The sequence below is a fragment of the Microcoleus sp. Pol14D4 genome (genome assembly GCF_036701245.1).
Taxonomy (GTDB): domain Bacteria; phylum Cyanobacteriota; class Cyanobacteriia; order Cyanobacteriales; family Microcoleaceae; genus Microcoleus.
The window spans coordinates 15,847-37,753 of the sequence record NZ_JAUBQM010000067.1; the positions used below are offsets into that span (position 1 = coordinate 15,847).

Here is a 21,907-nt window from a genome sequence, read left to right on the forward strand (position 1 = left end):
AGACAGAGATGTCCTTATTTGAAGCCCGAGGATCGATTTGTGGGCTCTCTCTAAAACCTCAAATCTAAAATCGATTTGTGGTTCCCTCTCAAATCTCAAATCTAAATCTCAAATCTAAAATCGAATGACTGTCTCGCGAACCATTGCTTTGGGCTTTCTCGCTGTCATCCTCACAGGTGCTTTATTACTGATGATGCCCTTTTCCACAATTGATGGAACTTGGAGCGATCCAATAACAGCACTCTTTACCTCTACTTCCGCTGTCTGCGTCACGGGCTTGTCGGTTGTGGATGTCGGAAAATATTACTCTTTTTGGGGGCAACTGTGCCTAGTTTTACTGGTGCAAATAGGAGGCTTGGGCTACATGACAGCCACGACCTTCTTGCTGCTGTTATTGGGCCGTCGCTTTGGTTTGAAAGACAAAATTGCCCTGCAACAATCTCTCGACAAATCTGGACTAGCCGGCGTAGTACAACTCGTGCAGTCAATTCTAGCAACAACGCTTTTGTTTGAATTAACAGGAGTGTTTTTGCTGATGACGGTTTTCGTCCCCCAATACGGATTTAAACAGGGTGTGTGGTCTGCTATATTTCACAGCGTTAATTCCTTTAACAACGCGGGTTTTAGCATCTACTCAGATAATTTGATCGGCTACATCAGTTCGCCTATGGTTAACTTCACAGTCAGCGGTTTAATCATATTTGGGGGAATCGGCTATCAAGTAATTATGGAAATGTACCTGTGGCTGCGCGATCGCTTCAACAAAAGCCCTATCTGCACAGTTTTTTCCCTGAACTTCAAAGTTGTTACCACTACAACGGCTGTCCTTTTAATTTTAGGAACGCTAGCCTTTTTGGTGCTGGAATACGACAACCCAGACACTTTCGGCTCTCTAAATTTTCCTCAAAAGCTGATGGCAGCTTGGTTTCAATCTGTTACTCCCCGCACGGCAGGGTTCAATACAATTAGCATTGGCCAAATGACCGAAGCCTCGCTATTTCTGACTATAGCGCTGATGTTTATCGGCGCCAGTCCTGGCAGCACCGGCGGCGGAATCAAAACCACAACTTTTAGGATATTGTTTTGCTGTACCACAGCAGTTATCGAAGGCCAGGAAGATGTGGAGTGCTATCAGCGTCAAATCCCGCCAGCAATGATTCTGAAAACCATTAGCGTAGTCTTCGGTTCCCTGTTGGTCGCGTTCACATCTGCAATTTTAATCGAGCTGACCAATCCCCAAGTAGAATTTATCGCAGTGCTGTTTGAAGCAGTTTCAGCTTTTGGCACAGTCGGGCTTTCCACTGGGATTACACCCACGCTTTCAGCGATCGGTAAGTTAATTTTGATTGCTACAATGTACATAGGTCGGGTTGGAGTGCTGCTGCTGATAAGTGCTGGATTCGGCGACCCAAAACCCAGGTCTTTTAAGTATGCTGAGGAAAGTTTGTTAGTGGGATAAAAAAATCCTGTCTCGTTGCTGATAATCTAAACAATGGGTGACAACCCAAATCAACTTTTACTACTTACCCAAAAATCAAAAGGAGGCGGCGCTGTCTCTGCTAAAATTTAAACAGCAAGACGCTCAGCGCTGGAAATTTAGTGAACCTGTCATCTTTGAATTTTTTTCGCACTTTGCGCGCCGACAACAAGCAGTTTGCAGTTATTGGTTTGGGACGCTTCGGCAAAGCTGTTTGTTCGACTCTGCACGGCTTGGGTTACGAAGTCTTGGGAGTTGACACCGATGAAAAAAAAGTAACTCAAGCTTTGACCGAGCGCATTGCTGCTCACGTTGTGCAGTTAGATTCTACTGAGCCTAGCGCTCTTGGGGAAGCCGGTATATTTGAATTTGAAACAGTGATTGTTGCGATCGGCAATTACCTAGCAGAAAGCATTACCACCACCCTAAATCTTAAGGAAGGCGGGGTAAGTCACGTAATAGCCAAAGCTTCTTCGGAAACTCACTTAAAACTGTTGAAAAAAGTGGGTGCAGATCATGTAGTTTTTCCAGAACGAGAAATGGGCTGCTCTTTGGCCCGGATTCTTACACAGCCCAGCATTTTAGAACGGTTTGACCTCGACCCAGATCACAGCATCGTTGAGGTGCTCGTTCCTGAAAAGTTTGACGGTAAAACCATCTCGGAATTGGAGCTCCGGCGCAAGTATGGTTTGAACTTGCTAGCAGTCGGTCGCGCCGACAAGTTCGAGATCAATCCGCAACCAAGTGAACGCTTGAAAAAGGGCGACGCGATGGTAGTAGTTGGTTCTAATAAAGATATCAGTCGCTTGCCAATTTAACAGTTCGCTATTTTACGCACGTACAGCAAAACTCGTAGACTCAGAAACCCGGTTTCTTGGGTGCCGAGTGTCTAAGTCCTAAGCAATTATTGCGGGATGTGTGAAAATTTCATAACCTCACCAACTCGGTTTATCTAAGATAAACCGGGTTTCTCTGTCAATCTTTATGCTCTAATTTTTAACTGAAATATATAAATTGAATTTCACCAGTTCTGGGGTTGATTCCGTCTTTGCGACCTCCTCCGAGAACCTAGCCAGACAAATCGCGAAAAATTTTATTTAACTATTTAACCAAGTAGCAGCACTCGATCGCGCCCCCGCAAATCATAGGAGCGCTAGCCCTGAAAATTCAGCCGACTTTCAAAATTTTTTGCAAATAAGCTTTGCCGAAAACCACCACGGCCAAAACTAGAGCGAGTTCAACAGGCCAAGGACACACCGCCAGCAACCAAATTAACGAACACACTCCAATAATTGCAGCTATGGGAGCCGGAATTCCGTCTAGCGTTCTGTTGTCAGTCCCGGCAGTCACCCACCAAGCAATCAAGCATACCGTCAACGGAATCAAGCAACTTGCGATCATGATTTTTACCCCATCAATTTTTTTTACATATGGCATCTGAGCATATTGTAACAATACATCAAAGATTCGGAAATGCACCATTAATTACGATAAAATTTAGGATTAGGTAATTCATACGCTGGGGTGATAAATTTTAAAAATTTTTAGCTTCTCCTCTCTCCGAAGGCAGAATTAGGCGGGCATCTAGCATGATAGGGGGATTTTATTTCGGCAGAAGTGATGAAAGCTTTCTACCTGGAGACGAATAGCGATGCGCCCATCTCTGCAAGTTATACTCAGGATTGCAGGCAGTTACTGTAGAGCGTGAATCAATGCTGGGCAAATTTTTTCGCAAGCCAGAATCAGAAAACCTCGATCGCGTCCCCCCAGGTCAATACCTCGCCAACGGCTTTCCTGTGCTGACCTACGGCGATACACCCTCGGTCAGTATTGAGAGTTGGGAATTTAAAGTCTGGGGATTAGCAAAACCAAAAACCTTCACTTGGTCGGACTTCCAGGCCATGCCCCAAAGTAACTTTACGGCGGATTTTCACTGCGTCACCCGGTGGTCAAAACTCGATGTGCAGTGGACGGGAGTCAAAGTCACAGATTTTATGAACTATATAGAAGTCGATCCAAAAGCTCTGCACGTCATGGAACACTGCTACGGCGGCTATACTACCAACATTGCGATCGCCGACTTCCTCCGAGAAGAAAACTTTTTCGCCCACACCGTCTTCGGCGAACCTCTGTCAGCAGACCACGGCGGCCCAATGCGGCTCGTAGTTCCCCACTTGTACGCTTGGAAAAGCGCTAAATGGATTAACGGCTTGGAATTTACAGAAACCGAAGAACTCGGTTTTTGGGAACGCAACGGCTACCACCAGCGGGGGGAACCTTGGGCAGAGGAACGCTACAGCGGTCTTTTTTGATTGGGGCGATCGGGAGCAAAGACGGGGCGAGAGCTTCTCTATACAATCTTTGTTGAGGGGCAATCCGATCTTTTACTGCTTCAGTCTGCGGAAATTGCATCCCCTTCGCATCTTTGGGATATCTCACGACCGTATCTACTTAATTCAACCAAAACACGTAAATCCAAAGATCGCAGTTTGTACGTACTTTACCCGATAGATAAACTACTTTAACTCCCCTACAAAAGTCCCAAAAAACAAATATTCCCAGTTTCTGGTTAATATAAAACTTCTTTAACTGTCAGTACGTACAGATATTACCGTATTTATACTTAAGTGTTTGCTCTTCAGGATTTAGACTTGAGAATTAAATAAAAAATTAGCATAGGTCAGCTCCAAATCAGTTGCGCTACTCCGCGCTCCCAGGCCAGTGACTGCAAGGTTTCCATCCACACTCTTTATAATTATTTAGTGGCTATTTGTAGGGAGCGATCGCCTGCTGATAGATGCGAGAGACAGCATTTGTGAAGGTTATGTAAAGGCTTGATAAAGAATATGTCAAACTTTACCTAAAGTGAACCAAATACAAAGAAAGTATCGCATAATGAAAATATTAAGACCCTCGCACAAAAGGAACAGGTTATGAATACCAAACTCTTATCCGCCCTAACAGCTACCGCAGCCGCCACAGCTCTGTTTGGCGCCGGAGCTCCAGCTCAAGCCTTCTCCTTTGGCACCAACGGCATCACATTCACCCAAGATACAAGCGTCAAGTTTAACTTCAAAGAATCTCACGGAATGTACCAATCCTCTTTGGGAGTCTACAGTGTGAAGGACTCGGCGGTCTCTCTAGTTAGCACGCTGTTTTCGGAAACTAAATCCTCAGACAACTACTGGGACAACGAATGGAAAGGAACTCTGGGCAATACAGTCTTGGGTTCTGGCTCGGTAGTATTCACATTCCTGGCAAATCAAGTTTACACTTTGGGGCTCGACAGTGACTGGGGTGGCAGTGTCTACTCAACCTCAGCCTTGAACAGTGGCAACCAGCAAGCGGTGTTTGGGGCGCAATCGCAACTGTGGGACGCACTTGGCAAAGAAACCACGAACGTCTTCCAAGCTGCTGGACAATTTACCAACGGCACAGGTTCTCTGTTTAATGGAGGCACGCTAATCTCCTTCGACGATCGTGGTAACAACAACGACGCAGACTTCCAAGACTTCGCAGTGAGCGCAGAAGCAGTTCCAGAACCGATGACAATGACTGGTTTGGCTCTCGGTTTGGGTGGCTTGGTTGCAGCACGCCGTCGCCGCGCTAGCAAGACGACTTCATGATTTGTTTCAACCGGAACAATCTCATCAATTACGTTTGACAACAAAATAAAGTTCTATTTGGAGGCGTGCTAATGAGAAATAGGCTCGCCTTTTGCTTGATTTGAAAAGTCAGAAGGGAGAAGTCAGAGGGACGTTCGGCCACGCAGCAGTGTACGGGATTTAATGGATTTAACGGATGGAGGGGGATGGCACAAGTCAAAAGTGAAGAAGTCCGACAGGAGAAACAGGATTTTTCCCACTCTCCGACTATCCCACTCTCGCTTTCTCCCACTCTCTCCCTCTCCCAACTCAAAATTCCAAACTCACTCACGGTAAAGGGTTCGATCGTACAAAGCCACCGCTACGGGTTGAATAATTTTAAGGTTCCCCCAGACGCACGCTACTTTAATCGCCTCCACTACCACAGTTTTTGTCCGTTGCACCTGTGCTTGTTCCTGCAGCTTCCAATAGGAGAAAATAAGATGCAAATAATCTTGGTTAATGCCTAAACTCTCAACTTCTGGAGTTGTTTGGGACAAAACGCCTTCGACTTCGGAAATAGCTTTAACCAAGGTTTCAATTGTTCAGGAAGGCCGAGCTTGTAGGCTAAAATTAAACGCAGGTTGGTGGGCTGGTGGGTAATGGTTGTTAGTACCGGCACTGAATTGGTAAATTACGATCGCCTTCGGTACGATAACTGGCTCTCCCCGATCGCTAATAATTTGAGTTGAACGCAGCAAAATCTTTTCCACAGTACCTTCAAAGCCTTCTACAATTATCCGATCGCCGCATTGAAACGATTCGTGCAACAGCAACAATATTTTACCTAAAAAGTATTTGAAGATGTCTGGGAACGCTAAACTAATCCCTACTCAACCAAGTCATAACAAACCAATGATATCTGCCGGACGCCAAGCTGGGAACGCAATCACGCAGGTGTTCAAACTGCCAGCAGCCCAAATGAGAGTGTCAAATAATTCAATAATGCGACGCTAAAACCAAAAATTGAGATCGATCGGCCGACATGAATGTTTGACTCTCACTGTGGGGGTGACTCCATCGACTCGTTCGCTAATCATTAAAACACAATCAAAATTTAAGATTAGCAGCGCCGACCCCGATCGAGTAAAATCACAGCACTTGCCCGCCGATGACTTAATCTGCTAAAACTAACAAAGTTTGATGATTTCTGAGAAATAACATACATGGTTGCTACATCCGTCAAGATTAAACACGAAGTCAAAGACTTGTCCCTCGCCCCCTTGGGAAAGCAACGCATCGAGTGGGCCGGCCGGGAAATGCCCGTTTTGCGGCAAATTCAAGAACGCTTCGCTAAAGAAAAGCCTTTCGCTGGCATTCGCTTGGCTGCTTGCTGCCACGTAACCACAGAAACCGCTCATTTGGCGATCGCCATCAAACTCGGCGGTGGCGACGCCGTACTGATCGCCAGCAACCCCTTGAGCACTCAAGATGACGTAGCGGCTTGCTTAGTTCAAGACTACGGCATTTCCGTCTTCGCCCTCAAAGGAGAAGACGCCGCTACCTACGAACGTCACGTCTACACAGCCCTAGACCACCGCCCCAATATTATCATCGACGACGGCAGCGACGTGGTAGCCGCACTGATCCAGCACCGCCCGAACCAAATTTCCGACTTAATCGGAACTACCGAAGAAACTACCACAGGCATCGTGCGCCTGCGGGCCATGTTGAAAGACGGCGTGCTGACTTTCCCCGCAATGAACGTCAACGACGCCGACACCAAGCACTTCTTTGACAACCGCTACGGCACCGGTCAATCTACCCTAGACGGCATTATCCGCGCTACCAATATTTTGTTAGCCGGTAAAAATATTGTGGTTGCAGGTTACGGTTGGTGCGGCAAAGGCACGGCACTGCGCGCCCGCGGTATGGGTGCTAACGTAATTGTCACCGAAATCGATCCCATTCGGGCGATCGAAGCAGTGATGGACGGTTTCCGCGTCATGCCGATGGACGAAGCCGCAACAGTCGGAGATATATTCATTACCGTTACCGGCAACAAACACGTCATTCGTGCCGAACATTTCGAGAGCATGAAAGACGGCGCAATTGTTTGCAATTCCGGTCACTTCGACATTGAGATTGACCTCAAATCCCTCGGCGCAAAAAGCACCGACGTGAAAACGGTCCGGTCTTTCACTCAAGAATATCACCTCAATAATGGCAAGTCGATTATTGTGTTGGGTGAAGGTCGTTTGATCAACTTGGCAGCAGCGGAAGGACACCCCAGCGCCGTGATGGATATGAGCTTTGCTAACCAAGCTTTAGCCTGCGAATATCTGGTTGCGAACAAAGGCAAACTAGAGCCTGGTATTCACTCAATCCCCGTGGAAGTTGACAAAGAAATTGCCCGTCTCAAATTGGAAGCAATGGGTATTCACATTGATACTTTGACGGCTGAACAAATTGAGTACACAAACTCTTGGACTTCGGGCACTTAATCATCGTTTTTCGTTCCCGGGTTCTGCCTGGGAATATTCTCGTTTATCATTCCCGGGTTCTGCCTGTGAATGAATACCACGAGGCTCTGCCTCCTGTATTTGGAGTCGAGGCAGAGCCTCTAGATATGCCTTCCCAGGCTCTGCCTGGAAGCAAAAACGAGAAAAATACAAAGTACATATTACCTATGGAATCAAAATGGTTGAATGGATAACTAACACAATGCAGTCGATGGGCTATCTCGGAATTGGGCTGTTGATGTTTTTAGAAAATCTTTTCCCGCCCATACCCTCAGAATTGATTATGCCGCTGGCAGGATTCACGGTATTTAAGGGCGGAATGGAGTTTCCACCGGCGATCGCAGCAGGAGTAATCGGTACAGTTCTGGGGGCACTTCCCTGGTACTATGCCGGTAAATTATTGAGCGAAGAACGCTTGAGGAATTTAGCCGACAAATACGGCAAGTGGATCACTGTATCGGGCGCCGATATTGACAAAGCGAATAGATGGTTTAACAGACACGGCAACAAAGCCGTGTTTTTGTGTCGCCTCGTACCGGGAGTTCGCACCCTGATTTCCCTGCCCGCTGGCATCAACAATATGCCTTTAATTCCTTTTTTACTCTACTCAACAGGCGGCACTCTTTTGTGGGTGAGTTTCCTGACTTTTGCCGGATTTAAACTCGGGGAAAATTATCGACTTGTAGAGGAGTATCTGGATCCGGTTTCCAAAATAGTTGTGGTGAGTATTGTCATTTGGTTTATTTTGTGGGTTATCAAAAAGAATATGCAGAAGGAAAAATATCGCAAATAAATGCAAATTTTGTGAAAATAATCTGCGTTGATTCGCGTTCATCTGCGGCGACAATAACCATTTTGACCCCGCCCAAAAACGAATACAAGTTTGCTACAGGAGTCGTGAGCGGGCCCAAGTTTTAGACCATAGTTCAAGCTCCCAGATGAATCTTTGGAGTAAATCTAAAATCTACAATCTACAATCTACAATCCACTGACTCGCTTCCAGCATCTTCTCAACATTAGGGCTGAAAGAGAGACAGGCATATTTGATAGAAACTTCTGCTATGTTTGCTACTTTTTTAAAGTTACTTTGAAATTTACGATCGCCCAAAAGTCACAGTGACGGGCAGCCGCTCTCCCAAAAATCCAACTTAAATTTATACAAATATTTAGGATGGGTTGAGGTTTAGGCAGATAATCGTGGCAAAATAGGGAACATTGCTATCCGCGCTGTTAAAATATGTACGAAAAGATTGTAGCCCCAACAACAGGTTCTAAAATTACTTTCAAAGACGGTTCGCCGATCGTCCCTAATGACCCGATTATTCCCTTCATCCGCGGCGACGGTACCGGCGTTGACTTGTGGCCTGCATCCCAGAAAGTCATGGATGCTGCGGTAGAAAAGGCTTACGGTGGCGATCGAAAAATTAACTGGTTTAAAATCTATGTAGGCGACGAAGCCTGCGATGTCTACGGTACTTACCAATATCTGCCCCAGGATTCCTTAGACGCCATCAAAGAATACGGAGTCGCCATCAAAGGGCCGCTGACAACCCCAATCGGGGGCGGCATTCGATCGCTAAACGTAGCTTTGCGGCAAATCTTTGACCTTTACGCCTGCGTGCGACCCTGCAAATATTATGCTGGAACACCCTCGCTACACAAAACTCCTGAACTCCTAGATGTAATTATTTACCGGGAAAATACAGAAGATATTTACCTCGGAATTGAATGGGCAAAAGGCAGCGAAATCGGCAAAAAATTGATTGAATTCCTCAATAATGAGTTAATTCCAGCAACACCAGAACATGGCAAAAAACAAATTCGCCTCGATTCGGGAATCGGAATTAAACCCATTAGCAAAACAGGTTCTCAGCGTTTAGTACGGCGCGCTATTACCCACGCTTTACGGTTGCCAAAAGAGAAGCAGCAAGTAACTTTGGTGCACAAAGGCAACATCATGAAATACACCGAAGGAGCTTTCCGAGATTGGGGTTATGAATTAGCAACTACCGAATTTCGCGCTCAGTGCGTGACTGAAAGAGAGTCTTGGATTCTTGCCAACAAAGAAAAAAATCCCGACATCAGCTTAGAAGATAATGCCCGCCAAATAGACCCTGGATATGATGCTTTGACGCCAGAAAAACAAGCCAAAATTCGTCAAGAAGTCGCCGATGTTCTGTTTGCAATTTGGGACACTCACGGCAGTGGTCAGTGGAAAGAAAAAATTATGGTCAACGACCGAATTGCTGACAGTATTTTCCAACAAATTCAAACCAGGCCGGCCGAGTATTCGATTTTAGCGACAATGAATCTGAACGGGGATTATTTATCCGATGCGGCCGCCGCCATTGTCGGCGGATTGGGTATGGGTCCCGGCGCGAATATTGGTGATGAATGTGCAGTTTTTGAGGCAACTCACGGCACTGCACCGAAACACGCCGGTTTGGATAAAGTCAATCCCGGTTCCCTGATTTTGTCCGGGGTGATGATGTTAGAATACCTGGGATGGCAGGAAGCTGCAGACTTGATTAAGAAGGGTTTGGGAGCGGCAATTTCTAACGGTGAAGTTACTTACGATTTGGCGAGGTTGATGGAACCGCCGGTGCCTGAGTTGAAGTGTTCGGAGTTTGCGGAGGCGATTATTAAGCACTTTGCTGATTAGGTTTTAAAGATTTTTAACCGCAGAGGAACGCAGATAAGATTGGTAATATCTTTGTCTGTCTGCGGTTAAAAAATTGCTATTTTTGCAGTTCGGGAACAGCCATGCCGCGCTCAACGGCGGGACGGTTCTGCAAGGTTTCTACCCAACGTTTGAGATGGGGGTGGTTGTCGAGGGTTAATCCTTGAAATTCGTAAATAGCAACCCAGGGATAGGTAGCAATGTCGGCGATCGAATAGTCGCCGCAGATGTATTCGTATTTTGCTAGTTGAGTGTCTAATACTCCGTAGAGCCGCAAGGTTTCTTTTTCGTAGCGCCCAATCGCATAGGGAATTTGTTCGGGTGCAAAGCGTTTGAAGTGGTTGAGCTGACCAAACATCGGACCGACGCTGGCCATTTGAAACATCAGCCACTCTATAACTTGAAAGTATTTTTGTTTGTCTGCGGGCAGAAATCTGCCGCTTTTTTCGGCAAGATAGATCAGAATAGCGCCAGACTCGAAGACGGTGATGCCGTTATCTCGATCGACTATCGCCGGAATTTTGCTGTTGGGGTTGATTGCGATGAATTCTGGGCTAAATTGGTCGTTTTTGGTGATGTCGATGACGTGCACGCTGTAGGGTAAACCTATTTCTTCGAGCATGATCGAGACTTTGCGACCGTTCGGTGTGGTAAAAGTGTACAGGTCGATCATAAGTTGTCCGCCTTTTCTCAAGCAGGTATAAACTATATTATAATAATTTAAGGCAAATAGCTAATCAGAATGGATATTATTCAAATTCTCAAAGACGATTATCAAAGATTTCCTCAAAATCAGACTTACAGCATTTACGCCAAAGATGTTTATTTTGAGGATCCGGTGAATCGATTTACAGGAGTCGATCGCTACCGCAAAATGATCGGGTTTATGGGGAATTTTTTTAAAGAAATTAAACTAGACTTGCACGGCATTTCGCGATCGTCCGATCTTATAGAAACTCGCTGGACTTTGAGCTGGCTCGCACCGCTACCTTGGCGACCTAAAATGGCGATCGCTGGTAGGAGCGAACTGAAAGTCAACAGCGACGGTTTAATTGTTTCTCACATCGATTACTGGGACTGTTCGCGGTTGGATGCGATCAAACAGCTTGTATTTCCTCTGAAAACTAATGTTTGAGAATTTTTCTTAGGTTTTTTAGCAATAAAAAATAGTGTTTCAAGAGCGAGAGCCCTTTTTTAAGCGCAGATATTAACAGATAAACACAGATGAACGCTGATGGATTTTTATTTGTTGCAATTGATATCTGAGATAAATAATTTTAACTGATCTTGACATGGCAGCAATTTCGTGATTCACAGGAAATGCGCTGTGTTCAGCGGCTGCTTGTCGCCCCAATTAATTACCCCAGCAAATTAATTTTTGTTACATAACGTTACAATATAAGAGTAAACTACTTTCAGGCGAGCTAAACAATCAATGCGTTTAATATTAATGACTGGAAAAGGCGGCGTCGGCAAAACCTCCGTAGCCGCTGCGACTGGGCTGCGATGTGCCGAATTGGGATACAAAACCCTAGTGCTGAGCACTGATCCCGCTCACTCCTTAGCCGACAGCTTTGACATGGAACTCGGACACGATTCGCGGCTGGTGAAGCCGAATTTGTGGGGAGCAGAATTAGACGCTCTCAGGGAATTAGAAGGCAATTGGGGAGCAGTTAAGCGCTACATTACTCAAGTCTTGCGAGCGCAGGGGCTCGAAGGCGTTCAAGCTGAAGAATTAGCCATCTTGCCAGGAATGGATGAAATCTTCGGTTTAGTGCGAATGAAGCGGCATTATGACGAAGGTGAATTTGATGTTTTAATTATCGATTCTGCCCCAACTGGCACTGCATTGAGACTGCTAAGTTTGCCGGAGGTTGGCGGCTGGTACATGAGAAAATTTTACAAGCCGCTGCAAGGCATATCAGCCGCCCTTCGGCCTTTAGTGGAACCTATTTTTAGACCGATTGCGGGTTTTTCTTTACCAGACAAAGAGGTGATGGATGCACCTTACGAATTTTACGAACAAATCGAAGCTTTGGAAAAGGTTTTAACTGACAATACTGTCACTTCGGTAAGGTTAGTTACTAATCCCGAAAAAATGGTAATTAAAGAGTCTCTGCGCGCTCATGCCTATTTGAGTTTGTACAATGTAGCCACAGATTTAGTAGTAGCTAACCGGATTATTCCCGCAGAAGTAACTGACCCATTTTTCAAACGGTGGAAAGAAAGTCAGGAGCAGTACCGTCAGGAAATTCACTCAGATTTCATGCCGCTGCCAGTTAAGGAGGTGCCACTTTATTCTGAAGAAATGTGCGGTTTGGCAGCTTTGGAACGGTTGAAAGAAACGCTTTACAAAGACGAAGACCCCAGTCAAGTTTATTACAAAGAAAATACGATTAAGATCGTGCAGGAAAACAATCAATATAGTCTTGAGCTGTATTTGCCCGGAATTGCTAAAGATCAAATTCAGTTGAGCAAAACGGGAGATGAGTTGAATGTTCGGATTGGAAATCACCGCCGTAATTTGGTGTTGCCCCAAGCTTTAGCGGCGCTGCAACCTTCGGGGGCGAAGATGGAGGATGATTATTTGAAGATTAAGTTTGCTTAACAAGACTTACGCAGGCACGCTATATGTAGTGTACCTGCGTAAGTCATGTCTCTCTGGAGGGCATTGGGTGCAGTCAATGGACGGTATCAACCATTACCAACTGCGCGATCGAGTATTTCAAAGTCCACTAGATCGACTAATACCATTTTTTTAAAGATGTGATAGAGATAAAGAATGTAAAATCCAAGACCATCCGGTGAGAAAACTAATGACACGTTCGTTGAAAGATGCCAAAATTTCCTTGACTTTTGTGCGGAGTTCGTCAAGATTACTAAACACCAACTTTCGCTAAAAAATCTTTCAGATATTCCCATACTCTTTTTGTCGGATTTACTTCGGGACAAGCCGGAGGCTGAAATAGTAAAATAACATTGTCTGGTAATTCAGATGAGTCCAACTTATGAGCGGGTGCGTTATCCACTTGAATGATGTGTAATTGCTCAGGATATTGTATTGACAAAAGTTGTAAATATGCTCTAAAACAAACTTTGTCTAAATGGGAAAACTCCCAAAAAAAACTTTTTCCAGTAGCGATGGATACTGCGCCATACAGCCAAAAACACTCAAATTTCCATTGATGCTTCTCGATGGGCTTTACGGCTGAAAGCGTCAGGCGCCGACGAATTGTATGGAGTCCTAGTCGAGTTTCATCGCTACACCAATAAGTGACTTTTTTATATTTGTTTACTTGAGGTAAAGCTTTCTCTAGTAGAGCTTTTATCTGTTGATGCAAGTTATTTTTAAATTCATTAATTGCCGTAGAATTCTGAGAAACACTGCGAGGTCTGGGAATTTTTAATTTACTTTTTAATTCCCCTGTCACTCAAGAATATACAGCCTGGTAACTACTGGCTATTCCTTTAATCAACCATAGCCAAAGATGAACTTCTTTATAACTCTGAAATCCTTCGGGGTCTCTCAACTCTTGTTGCAAGGTCGCTGCTACTTCAACTGAGAACTTTTTTGGGCGACCAAAAACCTGCAGATTTTTTAACAAATTTTCCAGACCGCCCTCTTTATATTGAGAGAGCCAGCGATGAATTGTTGCCTCACTTTTACCTAAAACTGCCGATACTTCCCGCCCAGTTTCTACTTGTTTTGACTGAAATAAATAAAGCATTTGGACTTTATTATAAGCTAGGATTCTTTTTTGCTGTTTGAGGATTTCTCGTAAATTTTCTGCTGATTCGGTAATCTTTATATGAGGACGACCAGACATTGTAATGCTCTCCTTTACTTTTTACACAAGTCTATCACATCTTTAAAAAAATGGTATTAGGATTAAGCGGAAGTGGCAAAAGTGCGATCGCACTCCAACTAATCCAACACATTCAATATGAATTCGACTGTATAATCTGGCGAAGCCTCCGCGACGCGCCACCCCTCCAAACACTCGAAACCGACTTAATTCAATTCTGTAGGGGCAATCCCCCCATGCCCGCCCCCGAAGAAAGGGCAACCACGGGGGGATTGCCCCTACAATAGACCTCTTGCAAAATAATTTTATGCTATAATCAAGGGTTTTGCTTAAGTGGAGCAGATTGCAGGTTATAGCTAATTTTTAGGACATTTTGCTAAAAACAGCATAAAATGCGAAAAAGGTATTTTGTAGTTACACAATAAATCAATCATGAACAATAGATTTTATAAAAATTTAAAACCGGAGCAATTTAAACGGAGATTTGGTATCCAGATTCAAACGTTTAAAGAAATGGTTAACACTGTAGAACAATTCCGGCTAGAAAATCCTCAAGATAAACGAGGACGCCGCAGCGCCTTAACTCTTGAAGAACAAGTTTTAGTGGCCGATTAATATTGGCGAGAATATCGAACCTATTTTCATATGGGGACAAATTGGGGAGTATCCGAATCAACGATTTGCCGAATTGTAACTAACATTGAATCAACTTTAATGAAAACGGGAAAGTTCCGTATTTCGGGGAAAAAGGCATTACTCAAAGACTCTGATTATCCAGCAATCGTGGTGATGGATGTCACAGAAACCGCTATTGAACGACCTAAAAAAAAACAGAAGAGATATTCCTGTGGCAAGAAGAAATGAAGAAATATCATACTCTAAAAACTCAATTGGTAATTAATCAAGAGACCAGAGAAATTATTTGCACTGCTTTTGGACCAGGGCATTGCCACGATTTTAAGTTGTTTAAAAAAAGTAAAATTCATTTTCATCCCGAAACAAATAGCTTACAAGACAGTGGCTATCAAGGGATAAAGGATTATCACCCCAATAGTTATATCCCTAGAAAGAAACCTAAAAATGGGAAACTTTCTCGAAGAGAAAAAGACTACAATCGAGTTCTAGCACAGGAGCGAATTGTGGTTGAACACGTTAATCGGAGTCTCAAAATTTTAAAAATCTTGTCGAGTCGTTATCGGAATCGCCGTCGCCGTTATGGTCTGCGTTGTAATTTGTTGTCAGCACTTTACAATTATGAGTTAGCTTTCAGGTCTAAAATTCAAAACCTTTAATTATAACATAGATTTTTTTTGCAAGAGGTCTAATATTTGGGATCGCACCGCTGTCTGATCATCCTTGATCAATAGTCCGGACAGTTTTCAATCACTAACGGCAGAATGCGGGTTTGGGTCTTCTGAGTGAGGTCAAATGCTAACGGTAGAATGAGGGTTTGGGCCTCGGTCTCAAAAACTGTCCGGAGTATTGCTTGATGATGTGCAAACAATCTTTAGCAGCCAACAACTAGCAGGAAATTACAAACCAGGCTATGAAAACTATGGCACTTTCTTCAAACCAATAGCAGAATCATGTCACAACAGTTGCATAGTTTTGATTAGTTGGGAAAAACCCAGAGAAATTGCAGCATTAGAAAGCCACCCGAAAAATTGTCAAACATTGCAACTCAATAGTTTAGGCGAACCAGCGCGAGAAATATTCACAAAAAAAGGTTTACTTGAATCGGAAAACTGGTCAAATTTGATAGACATTTACCGAGGAAATCCCTTGTGGTTAAATACCGTATGCGCTGCAATTCAAGACTTATTTAGTGGCAGTGTTTATGAATTTTTATCCTATGATAGCCTATTTTTAGGAGACTTAGAATATTTATTGCACAAACATTTTCAGCGCTTGTCAGACAGCGAAAAACAAGTAATAGACCTCTTGCAAAATAATTTTATGATATAATGGATAGTTTTGCTTGACTGGATTGAATCCCAACTCTTAACTTATTTTTACTCTTGCCTTGCTAGAAACAGGATAAGATACTAGAAACTTATATTGGTTGTTGCACAATCAGTAAATCATGAAAAATCAATCTTATCTAAATTTGACATCTCATCAATTTAAACGTAGATTTGGTGTCAAAATTGAAACTTTAAAAGTAATGGTTAAAGCCTTGGAAGAATTCAGGTCAGAAAATCATAAAGACAGAAGAGGGCGTGGGACTATCCGGCGCTCTTGAAGAACAGGTCTTAGTTGCATTGGAATATTGGCGAGAATATCGAACATATTTTCATATTGCGACAAATTGGGGAGTATCTGAATCAACCCAGCAGCCGAATTGTAATTGACATCGAATCAACTTTAATGAAAACTGGAAAATTCCGTCTTCCTGGGAAAAAAGCATTACTCAAAAACTCTGATTATCCAGCAGTCGTGGCGATGTCACAGAAACAGCTATTGAACGACAAAAAAAAAAACAGAAAAAATATTATTCAGGCAAGAAGAAATGTCATACCCTCAAAACTCAATTGGTCATTAATCAAGAGACAGGAGCAATTATTTGCACTGCTTTTGGGCAAGGACATTGCCACGATTTTAGCTTGTTTAAAAAAAGTAAAATCCATTTTCATCCCGAAACAGACAGCTTACAAGATAGTGGGTATCAAGGCATAAAAGATTATCATTCCAATAGTTATATTCCTAGAAAGAAACCTAAAAATGGGAAACTTTCTCTCTTAGAAAAAGACTACAATCGAGCTCTAGCACAAGAAAGAATTGTTATTGAACACGTTAACCGGAGTCTGAAAATTTTTAAAATCTTGTCGAGTCGTTATCGGAATCGTCGTCGCCGTTATGGTCTGCGTTGTAATTTGTTATCAGCAATTTATAATTATGAGTTAGCTCTAGGGGGATTAAATTGAAAACTTTCTATTATAGCATAGATTTTTTTTGCAAGAGGTCTAATGTCTTGGTTGGCAAATCAAATCAAAGCAGTCGAAATCTCCAAAAAGCCAGCCCTCCTGGAATTATCCCCTTCTGAATTCCTCAAAGCCGTCGAATCCTTGAGACGGAGGTTATTAATCGAAAAAGTTCAAAAAGGCGATCGCACTCTCTTCCAACTCCAACCAGCGATCGCAGAATATGTAAAAACTCACATCTTATAGCAGTTTTAGGAACAGGCAAAATGCCTGTTCCACAATAGATGAAGTTTAGGGCAATAGTTTTAGTAACAGGCAAGATGCCTGTTCTACAATAGATGAATTTTGCGGCAGCAGTTTTAATAACAGGCAAGATGCCTGTTCCACAATATATGAATTTTCTTGTGGGGTGGGCTTCTAGCCTGCCCTGAAAGGATTATTCAAAAATTAGCAAAACATTAATCCAAACATCCGCATTTAGCCTTAAAATTAAAAAGACTGACTAGCCAACAATGCCCTATGTTTGAAGCCCTCGCCGATCGACTCGAATCCACCTGGAAAAAACTGCGCGGACAGAATAAAATCTCCGAGTCCAACATTCAAGACGCCCTCAAAGAAGTCCGCCGCGCCCTCTTGGAAGCCGATGTCAACCTCCAAGTCGTCAAAAACTTCATCTCAGAGGTAGCGGCAAAAGCACAAGGCGCAGAAGTCGTCTCAGGCGTCCGTCCCGACCAACAATTCATCAAAATCGTCCACGACGAACTCGTGCGCGTCATGGGGGAAACCAACGTACCCCTCGCCACCGCCGAATCCGGGCCCACAGTCGTGCTCATGGCCGGTTTGCAAGGAACCGGGAAAACCACAGCTACCGCCAAACTAGCGCTGCACCTCCGCAAGCAAAATCGTACCGCACTGCTAGTCGCAACCGACATTTATCGACCTGCGGCGATCGACCAATTGCTAACCCTGGGCAAACAAATCGACGTACCAGTATTTGAATTAGGCAAAGACATTGACCCCGTAGAAATTGCCCGCCAAGGCATCGAACACGGCAAACAAATTGGCATCGATACCATCATCGTCGATACAGCAGGCCGCCTGCAAATCGACCAAGACATGATGGCAGAATTGGGTCGCATCAAACAAACAGTACAACCCCACGAAACGCTGTTAGTTGTTGATGCCATGACCGGCCAAGAAGCAGCAAATTTAACCCGCACCTTTCACGAACAAATCGGCATTACCGGTGCAATTTTAACCAAATTAGACGGCGACAGCCGGGGCGGTGCAGCTTTATCAGTGCGGCAAATATCCGGCGCGCCGATTAAATTTGTCGGCGTAGGCGAAAAAGTGGAAGCCTTGCAACCATTTTATCCCGATCGCATGGCATCAAGAATACTCGGCATGGGCGACGTCTTGACGCTAGTAGAAAAAGCGCAAGAAGAATTCGACATCGCCGACGCCGAAAAAATGCAAGAGAAAATGCTCACGGCAAAGTTTGACTTTACCGACTTTCTCAAACAAACCAGACTGTTAAAAAATATGGGTTCCCTCGGCGGCATCATGAAAATGATTCCGGGGATGAACAAACTCTCAGAGGAACAAATGCGGCAGGGAGAAGTGCAGCTAAAACGCACCGAAGCCATGATCAATTCCATGACAGTCGAAGAACGCCGCAACCCCGAACTTTTAGCAAGTTCTCCATCGCGCCGCCGCCGCATCGGCAAAGGCGCCGGCTACGCAGAAAACGACGTAACAAAGCTCGTCAGCGACTTCCAGAAAATGCGTACAATGATGCAACAAATGAGTCAAGGCAACTTTACAGGAATGGGAGGATTGCCCGGAATGCCCGGAATGCCCGGAATGGGCGGCCCCGGAATGCAGCCCGGTTCCCGCGGCTATATGGGGGCGCAGCAGAAGAAGAAAAAGAAAAAAGATAAGCCTAAAAAAGGTTTCGGACAGTTGTAGAAAGCGTCAAACATATTGCATCATTGTCAAAAAGTTGTAGATACTGTCTTGACCTGTCAATGGGTAGCGTTCAAATAATTGGGGTCCATTCGGCTTTTGGGATTTTAAAATGCCAAAAGCCAAATAGACCAGTTTCCTCATCAAGGTCCCAATTACCTGCATTTTGACCTTTCCACGACCCAAAAATCGTTCACTCATAGCTTTGAGTAACAGGTTGTGACGCATGGCCACGACTGCTGATAGCAGGGAGGGTGATAAAGAGGTTTAGGAGATAGACGCAATAAGGGTGGCAGCCCGTATACCCTGTTGATAAAAGCGACCTTTATTTCGAGTCAACTTCATTAACTGTTGAATTTATAATAAATGTCGGTCGAGATAATCAACCCACTGTTCTCCATCCTTACCAACGCCAAATGTACTCTGTCTACGGTATTTTTTTCTCGGTTGGGATCGGCGAGATACATATTTTTTGTACCTGCTTTTTCTGAGTTTCAATGCCTTGAAATATCGCGGAAGTGTAGGCGATAGCCATTAACAGAATCATCTTAATCAGTCGGTCTCCCCTTAAACCACTCCCTTATAGATTATAACCTCCTGTCTTGCAATCTCGGAACATTTCTTCAATTCCCATTCGCTGTTTATAAGCGGAGATAGCGAATGGCAGCGATCCTAAATCTGTTAAAATAAACCAGGCGTCTTTTACTTTCCTTCCCGATAATTTCGTTGCCATTTACAAGCAATATCAAATCCTGCTACTGGCTGCGTTTTTCTGACCCTAATTCCTGGAAAATATAAGGAAGTTCCACAGGATGCATCCTAAGTGGTCTAAACGTTGCCAAATTAAGTTTTCTGTTTCCAAACAATGATTCTTTTTCAGTCTTAAGCAAAAAGATACACCCACTGTCTTGAGCCAATTTCGCAAGTCTACAGAACAACATTCTCGTAGCTTGCGGGGCGGGACGCCATCGCCCAAAACGATCGATTTATATTCTTGAAACTAGGGTAAAACTTGTTCGAGAGCGAGGGTTTTTTCTTGTAAATTACTGCTTCCTAATTTTGGCAAAAAACACCAGTATAATGGAATGGTTCTTTTCTGCCAAATTAGGGCGATTCCCTACCCTTCGGGAACCCCTACGGGGAACGGGATAGCTTCGCTTCACGTAAACAGATTGATACAGCCCCATTGAGTCCGATCGCCTGGGATACCATTGCCCATAACGTCACTATGGGTGTGTAGACGCTGCTGTAATACCTCACATTCTCGTTAGCCAGAAGCTCTTCGACTTTAAAGTCTGGTAGAAGCTCCTTGCAGGGTAAGGCCACACTCTGTAAAAATTGTTGCTTGAGAATAGACGCACGATTTGACATAAGAGAGATAGATTTTTGTGTTTTTAAGGCAACGATCTATAGCAAATCTATTTGAGTCGTGAATGTAGAATAACCTGAAACGCTTGTGATGATTGAATCGATTATTTACAAATCAAATGGTTTTGCTATATATATTGCCTTACAGATTTTTTTGCTCACTTTTTCAGTGCCATTGCACCTTAGTTAATTAATTTGTGCTTACCCGAAGATAGTAAAATCATTCACACCGATCGCACTAGCTTGAACTCCATTTAAAGCAGCCAACAATTGACCGTTCTCACCAATCCTGATGAAAGCTGCATTAGCGTTTTGAGTAATACTAAGTTGACCAAAAGTTAGACCGCCCGCTAACACCAGCAAATCTTCACCTTTTGTGAAATCAGTAATTTGATCGCTGCCTTCACCTGCTGTTAAAACAAAGCGATCGCGCCCAATGTCGCCGCTGAGAATATCGTTGCCCAAACCCCCAATCAGACAATCGTCGCCTTTACCGCCATAGAGAGTATCGTTGCCCTCCTCGCCGCATAGCTTGTCACTACCGCCGTTGCCAAACATCAAATCATTGCCAGCACCACCGCAGAGGGAATCTGGCCCGCCGTTAAAGTCGATCGCACTGTCTCCTAAAATAGTATCGTCCCCGTCGTCGCCGCAAATGCTATCACTGCCGCGATCGCCCAACAACAGATCGTTGCCAGTACCCCCCACCAGAACGTCATTGCCCTTGCCGACATAAACAGTATCATTGCCCTCGCCGCCGCTGAGAGTATCCGCAGCATTTCCCCCATTCAAGAAGTCGTTGCCCGCACCGCCAAACAGCAAATCGCGTCCATTCGAGTCAGGGCTAGACGGGTAAAAACTGCCTCCAAACAAGCAGTCGTTACCCTGAGCACCAACCAGAGTGTCATTGCCCTTGTCACCCCAAATCAAGTCATCGTCTTTGCCGCCGATCGCGACATCATCGCCCTTACCCGCAAAAATGAGATCGTTGCCGGCGTGGCCGTTGAGGTAATCATTGCCACGGCCACCAAACAGCAAGTCTCTGTCTGCATTCGGGCCCAGGGGGATATTGTTGGGCCGTCCTCCGTAAATATTGTCGTTGCTTTGTTCGCCCAGCAGAATGTCGTCGCCGTTGAAACCGTTGATAGCGTCCTTGAGATTGCTGGCAGTGAGGAAGTCGTCGCCGTCAGTGCCGTTGAAAGTGCGATCAACTGAATTCGGGCCGGGAATCGAACCGATCGCGGGTAGGCTAATCTGTTCGCAAATGCAATCGCGATCGTCTGGAGTTCCCGTCGGAGTCGGAGTCGGAATTCCCGTCGGAGTCGGAGTTCCCGTCGGAGTCGGAGTCGGAATTTCCGTTGGCGTTGGAGTTCCCGTCGGAGTCGGAATTTCCGTTGGCGTTGGAGTTCCCGTCGGAGTCGGAGTTCCCGCAGGAGTCGGAGTCGGAGTTCCCGCAGGAGTCGGAGTCGGAGTTCCCGCAGGAGTCGGAGTCGGAGTTCCCGCAGGAGTCGGAGTCGGAGTTCCCGCAGGAGTCGGAGTCGGAGTTCCCGCAGGAGTCGGAGTCGGAGTTCCCGCAGGAGTCGG

18 protein-coding genes and 3 pseudogenes are annotated in these 21,907 nt (G+C 44.7%); 15 read left to right on the plus strand and 6 right to left on the minus strand.

Features of this window, described 5'->3' with window-relative positions:
- The first annotated feature begins 124 nt into the window (after window positions 1-124).
- Both QUA33_RS20855 and QUA33_RS20860 read left to right on the plus strand, forming a co-directional pair.
- Window positions 125-1,459, plus strand: a complete 1,335-nt coding sequence (locus QUA33_RS20855; RefSeq protein ID WP_333150814.1) for a TrkH family potassium uptake protein — start codon at window positions 125-127, stop codon at window positions 1,457-1,459.
- Between the two features lie 140 nt (window positions 1,460-1,599).
- Window positions 1,600-2,295, plus strand: a complete 696-nt coding sequence (locus QUA33_RS20860; RefSeq protein ID WP_333150816.1) for a TrkA family potassium uptake protein — start codon at window positions 1,600-1,602, stop codon at window positions 2,293-2,295.
- 349 nt (window positions 2,296-2,644) lie between these two features.
- Here QUA33_RS20860 and QUA33_RS20865 read toward each other — a convergent pair whose 3' ends face one another.
- Window positions 2,645-2,914, minus strand: a complete 270-nt coding sequence (locus QUA33_RS20865) for a hypothetical protein (RefSeq protein ID WP_333150818.1) — start codon at window positions 2,912-2,914, stop codon at window positions 2,645-2,647.
- A 275-nt stretch (window positions 2,915-3,189) separates the two neighbouring features.
- Between QUA33_RS20865 and QUA33_RS20870 the strand changes: the two genes are divergently transcribed.
- Both QUA33_RS20870 and QUA33_RS20875 read left to right on the plus strand, forming a co-directional pair.
- Window positions 3,190-3,789 carry a sulfite oxidase-like oxidoreductase gene (locus tag QUA33_RS20870; RefSeq protein ID WP_333068079.1) on the plus strand — a complete coding sequence of 200 codons (600 nt, stop codon included), beginning with the start codon at window positions 3,190-3,192 and terminating at the stop codon, window positions 3,787-3,789.
- A 621-nt stretch (window positions 3,790-4,410) separates the two neighbouring features.
- Complete coding sequence (locus tag QUA33_RS20875) at window positions 4,411-5,103, plus strand: PEP-CTERM sorting domain-containing protein (RefSeq protein ID WP_333068080.1); 693 nt, start codon at window positions 4,411-4,413, stop codon at window positions 5,101-5,103.
- A 302-nt stretch (window positions 5,104-5,405) separates the two neighbouring features.
- Here the strand turns inward: QUA33_RS20875 and QUA33_RS20880 are convergent, their stop codons facing one another.
- Together QUA33_RS20880 and QUA33_RS20885 are read right to left on the minus strand one after the other, a co-directional pair.
- Window positions 5,406-5,654 carry a hypothetical protein gene (locus QUA33_RS20880; protein WP_333150820.1) on the minus strand — a complete coding sequence of 83 codons (249 nt, stop codon included), beginning with the start codon at window positions 5,652-5,654 and terminating at the stop codon, window positions 5,406-5,408.
- 12 nt (window positions 5,655-5,666) lie between these two features.
- Window positions 5,667-5,948 (minus strand): mechanosensitive ion channel domain-containing protein, encoded by a 282-nt coding sequence (locus tag QUA33_RS20885; protein WP_333150839.1) that lies wholly within the window; start codon window positions 5,946-5,948, stop codon window positions 5,667-5,669.
- Between the two features lie 339 nt (window positions 5,949-6,287).
- Between QUA33_RS20885 and ahcY the strand changes: the two genes are divergently transcribed.
- From ahcY to QUA33_RS20900, 3 genes are all read left to right on the plus strand, one after another.
- Complete coding sequence (gene ahcY / locus QUA33_RS20890; RefSeq protein ID WP_333150822.1) at window positions 6,288-7,565, plus strand: adenosylhomocysteinase; 1,278 nt, start codon at window positions 6,288-6,290, stop codon at window positions 7,563-7,565.
- Window positions 7,566-7,761: 196 nt separating this feature from the next.
- On the plus strand, window positions 7,762-8,376 hold the full coding sequence (locus QUA33_RS20895) for a DedA family protein (protein WP_333150824.1): 615 nt from the start codon (window positions 7,762-7,764) through the stop codon (window positions 8,374-8,376).
- 444 nt (window positions 8,377-8,820) lie between these two features.
- Window positions 8,821-10,245, plus strand: a complete 1,425-nt coding sequence (locus tag QUA33_RS20900; RefSeq protein ID WP_333150825.1) for an NADP-dependent isocitrate dehydrogenase — start codon at window positions 8,821-8,823, stop codon at window positions 10,243-10,245.
- Window positions 10,246-10,321: 76 nt separating this feature from the next.
- Here the strand turns inward: QUA33_RS20900 and QUA33_RS20905 are convergent, their stop codons facing one another.
- Window positions 10,322-10,936 (minus strand): glutathione S-transferase N-terminal domain-containing protein, encoded by a 615-nt coding sequence (locus QUA33_RS20905; protein WP_333099286.1) that lies wholly within the window; start codon window positions 10,934-10,936, stop codon window positions 10,322-10,324.
- Window positions 10,937-11,005: 69 nt separating this feature from the next.
- On the opposite strand from QUA33_RS20905, the gene QUA33_RS20910 reads away from it, so the two are divergent.
- Together QUA33_RS20910 and QUA33_RS20915 are read left to right on the plus strand one after the other, a co-directional pair.
- On the plus strand, window positions 11,006-11,398 hold the full coding sequence (locus QUA33_RS20910; RefSeq protein ID WP_333150827.1) for a DUF2358 domain-containing protein: 393 nt from the start codon (window positions 11,006-11,008) through the stop codon (window positions 11,396-11,398).
- Between the two features lie 300 nt (window positions 11,399-11,698).
- The gene (locus tag QUA33_RS20915) at window positions 11,699-12,871 is read left to right on the plus strand and encodes a TRC40/GET3/ArsA family transport-energizing ATPase (RefSeq protein WP_172188640.1); all 1,173 of its coding nucleotides are present in this window, start codon (window positions 11,699-11,701) and stop codon (window positions 12,869-12,871) included.
- A gap of 150 nt (window positions 12,872-13,021) precedes the next feature.
- On the opposite strand, the pseudogene QUA33_RS20920 reads toward QUA33_RS20915, so the two are convergent.
- Window positions 13,022-14,090: pseudogene (locus QUA33_RS20920) on the minus strand (IS630 family transposase).
- Between the two features lie 50 nt (window positions 14,091-14,140).
- Between QUA33_RS20920 and QUA33_RS20925 the strand changes: the two are divergent.
- The 6 genes and pseudogenes from QUA33_RS20925 (at window position 14,141) to ffh (ending at window position 18,958) form a co-directional block, all read left to right on the plus strand.
- Window positions 14,141-14,356, plus strand: a complete 216-nt coding sequence (locus QUA33_RS20925; protein WP_333150829.1) for a hypothetical protein — start codon at window positions 14,141-14,143, stop codon at window positions 14,354-14,356.
- Window positions 14,357-14,501: 145 nt separating this feature from the next.
- Window positions 14,502-15,361: pseudogene (locus QUA33_RS20930) on the plus strand (IS5 family transposase).
- 202 nt (window positions 15,362-15,563) lie between these two features.
- Window positions 15,564-16,034: a hypothetical protein gene (locus QUA33_RS20935; protein ID WP_333150831.1), complete on the plus strand. Its 471-nt coding sequence runs from the start codon at window positions 15,564-15,566 to the stop codon at window positions 16,032-16,034.
- Between the two features lie 118 nt (window positions 16,035-16,152).
- A pseudogene (locus QUA33_RS20940) lies at window positions 16,153-16,993 on the plus strand (IS5 family transposase).
- Window positions 16,994-17,035: 42 nt separating this feature from the next.
- On the plus strand, window positions 17,036-17,236 hold the full coding sequence (locus tag QUA33_RS20945) for a hypothetical protein (RefSeq protein ID WP_333150832.1): 201 nt from the start codon (window positions 17,036-17,038) through the stop codon (window positions 17,234-17,236).
- 273 nt (window positions 17,237-17,509) lie between these two features.
- A complete protein-coding gene (gene ffh / locus QUA33_RS20950) occupies window positions 17,510-18,958 on the plus strand; it encodes a signal recognition particle protein (protein WP_333150835.1) in 1,449 nt (482 codons plus the stop codon).
- A 1,566-nt stretch (window positions 18,959-20,524) separates the two neighbouring features.
- On the opposite strand, the gene QUA33_RS20955 is transcribed toward ffh, so the two are convergent.
- Window positions 20,525-21,907, minus strand: a 1,383-nt coding sequence (locus QUA33_RS20955; protein ID WP_333150837.1) for a calcium-binding protein, incomplete at its 5' end; no start/stop codon positions are given.

Excerpts from the sequence above, each read along its gene's own strand:
- QUA33_RS20855 (WP_333150814.1), top strand. The coding sequence starts at position 125 with ATGACTGTCTCGCGAACCATTGCTTTGGGCTTTCTCGCTGTCATCCTC.
- QUA33_RS20865 (WP_333150818.1), bottom strand. The coding sequence starts at position 2,914 with ATGCCATATGTAAAAAAAATTGATGGGGTAAAAATCATGATCGCAAGT.
- QUA33_RS20870 (WP_333068079.1), top strand. The coding sequence starts at position 3,190 with ATGCTGGGCAAATTTTTTCGCAAGCCAGAATCAGAAAACCTCGATCGC.
- QUA33_RS20875 (WP_333068080.1), top strand. The coding sequence starts at position 4,411 with ATGAATACCAAACTCTTATCCGCCCTAACAGCTACCGCAGCCGCCACA.
- ahcY (WP_333150822.1), top strand. The coding sequence starts at position 6,288 with ATGGTTGCTACATCCGTCAAGATTAAACACGAAGTCAAAGACTTGTCC.
- QUA33_RS20895 (WP_333150824.1), top strand. The coding sequence starts at position 7,762 with ATGGTTGAATGGATAACTAACACAATGCAGTCGATGGGCTATCTCGGA.
- QUA33_RS20900 (WP_333150825.1), top strand. The coding sequence starts at position 8,821 with ATGTACGAAAAGATTGTAGCCCCAACAACAGGTTCTAAAATTACTTTC.
- QUA33_RS20905 (WP_333099286.1), bottom strand. The coding sequence starts at position 10,936 with ATGATCGACCTGTACACTTTTACCACACCGAACGGTCGCAAAGTCTCG.
- QUA33_RS20910 (WP_333150827.1), top strand. The coding sequence starts at position 11,006 with ATGGATATTATTCAAATTCTCAAAGACGATTATCAAAGATTTCCTCAA.
- QUA33_RS20915 (WP_172188640.1), top strand. The coding sequence starts at position 11,699 with ATGCGTTTAATATTAATGACTGGAAAAGGCGGCGTCGGCAAAACCTCC.
- QUA33_RS20925 (WP_333150829.1), top strand. The coding sequence starts at position 14,141 with ATGGTATTAGGATTAAGCGGAAGTGGCAAAAGTGCGATCGCACTCCAA.
- QUA33_RS20945 (WP_333150832.1), top strand. The coding sequence starts at position 17,036 with ATGTCTTGGTTGGCAAATCAAATCAAAGCAGTCGAAATCTCCAAAAAG.
- ffh (WP_333150835.1), top strand. The coding sequence starts at position 17,510 with ATGTTTGAAGCCCTCGCCGATCGACTCGAATCCACCTGGAAAAAACTG.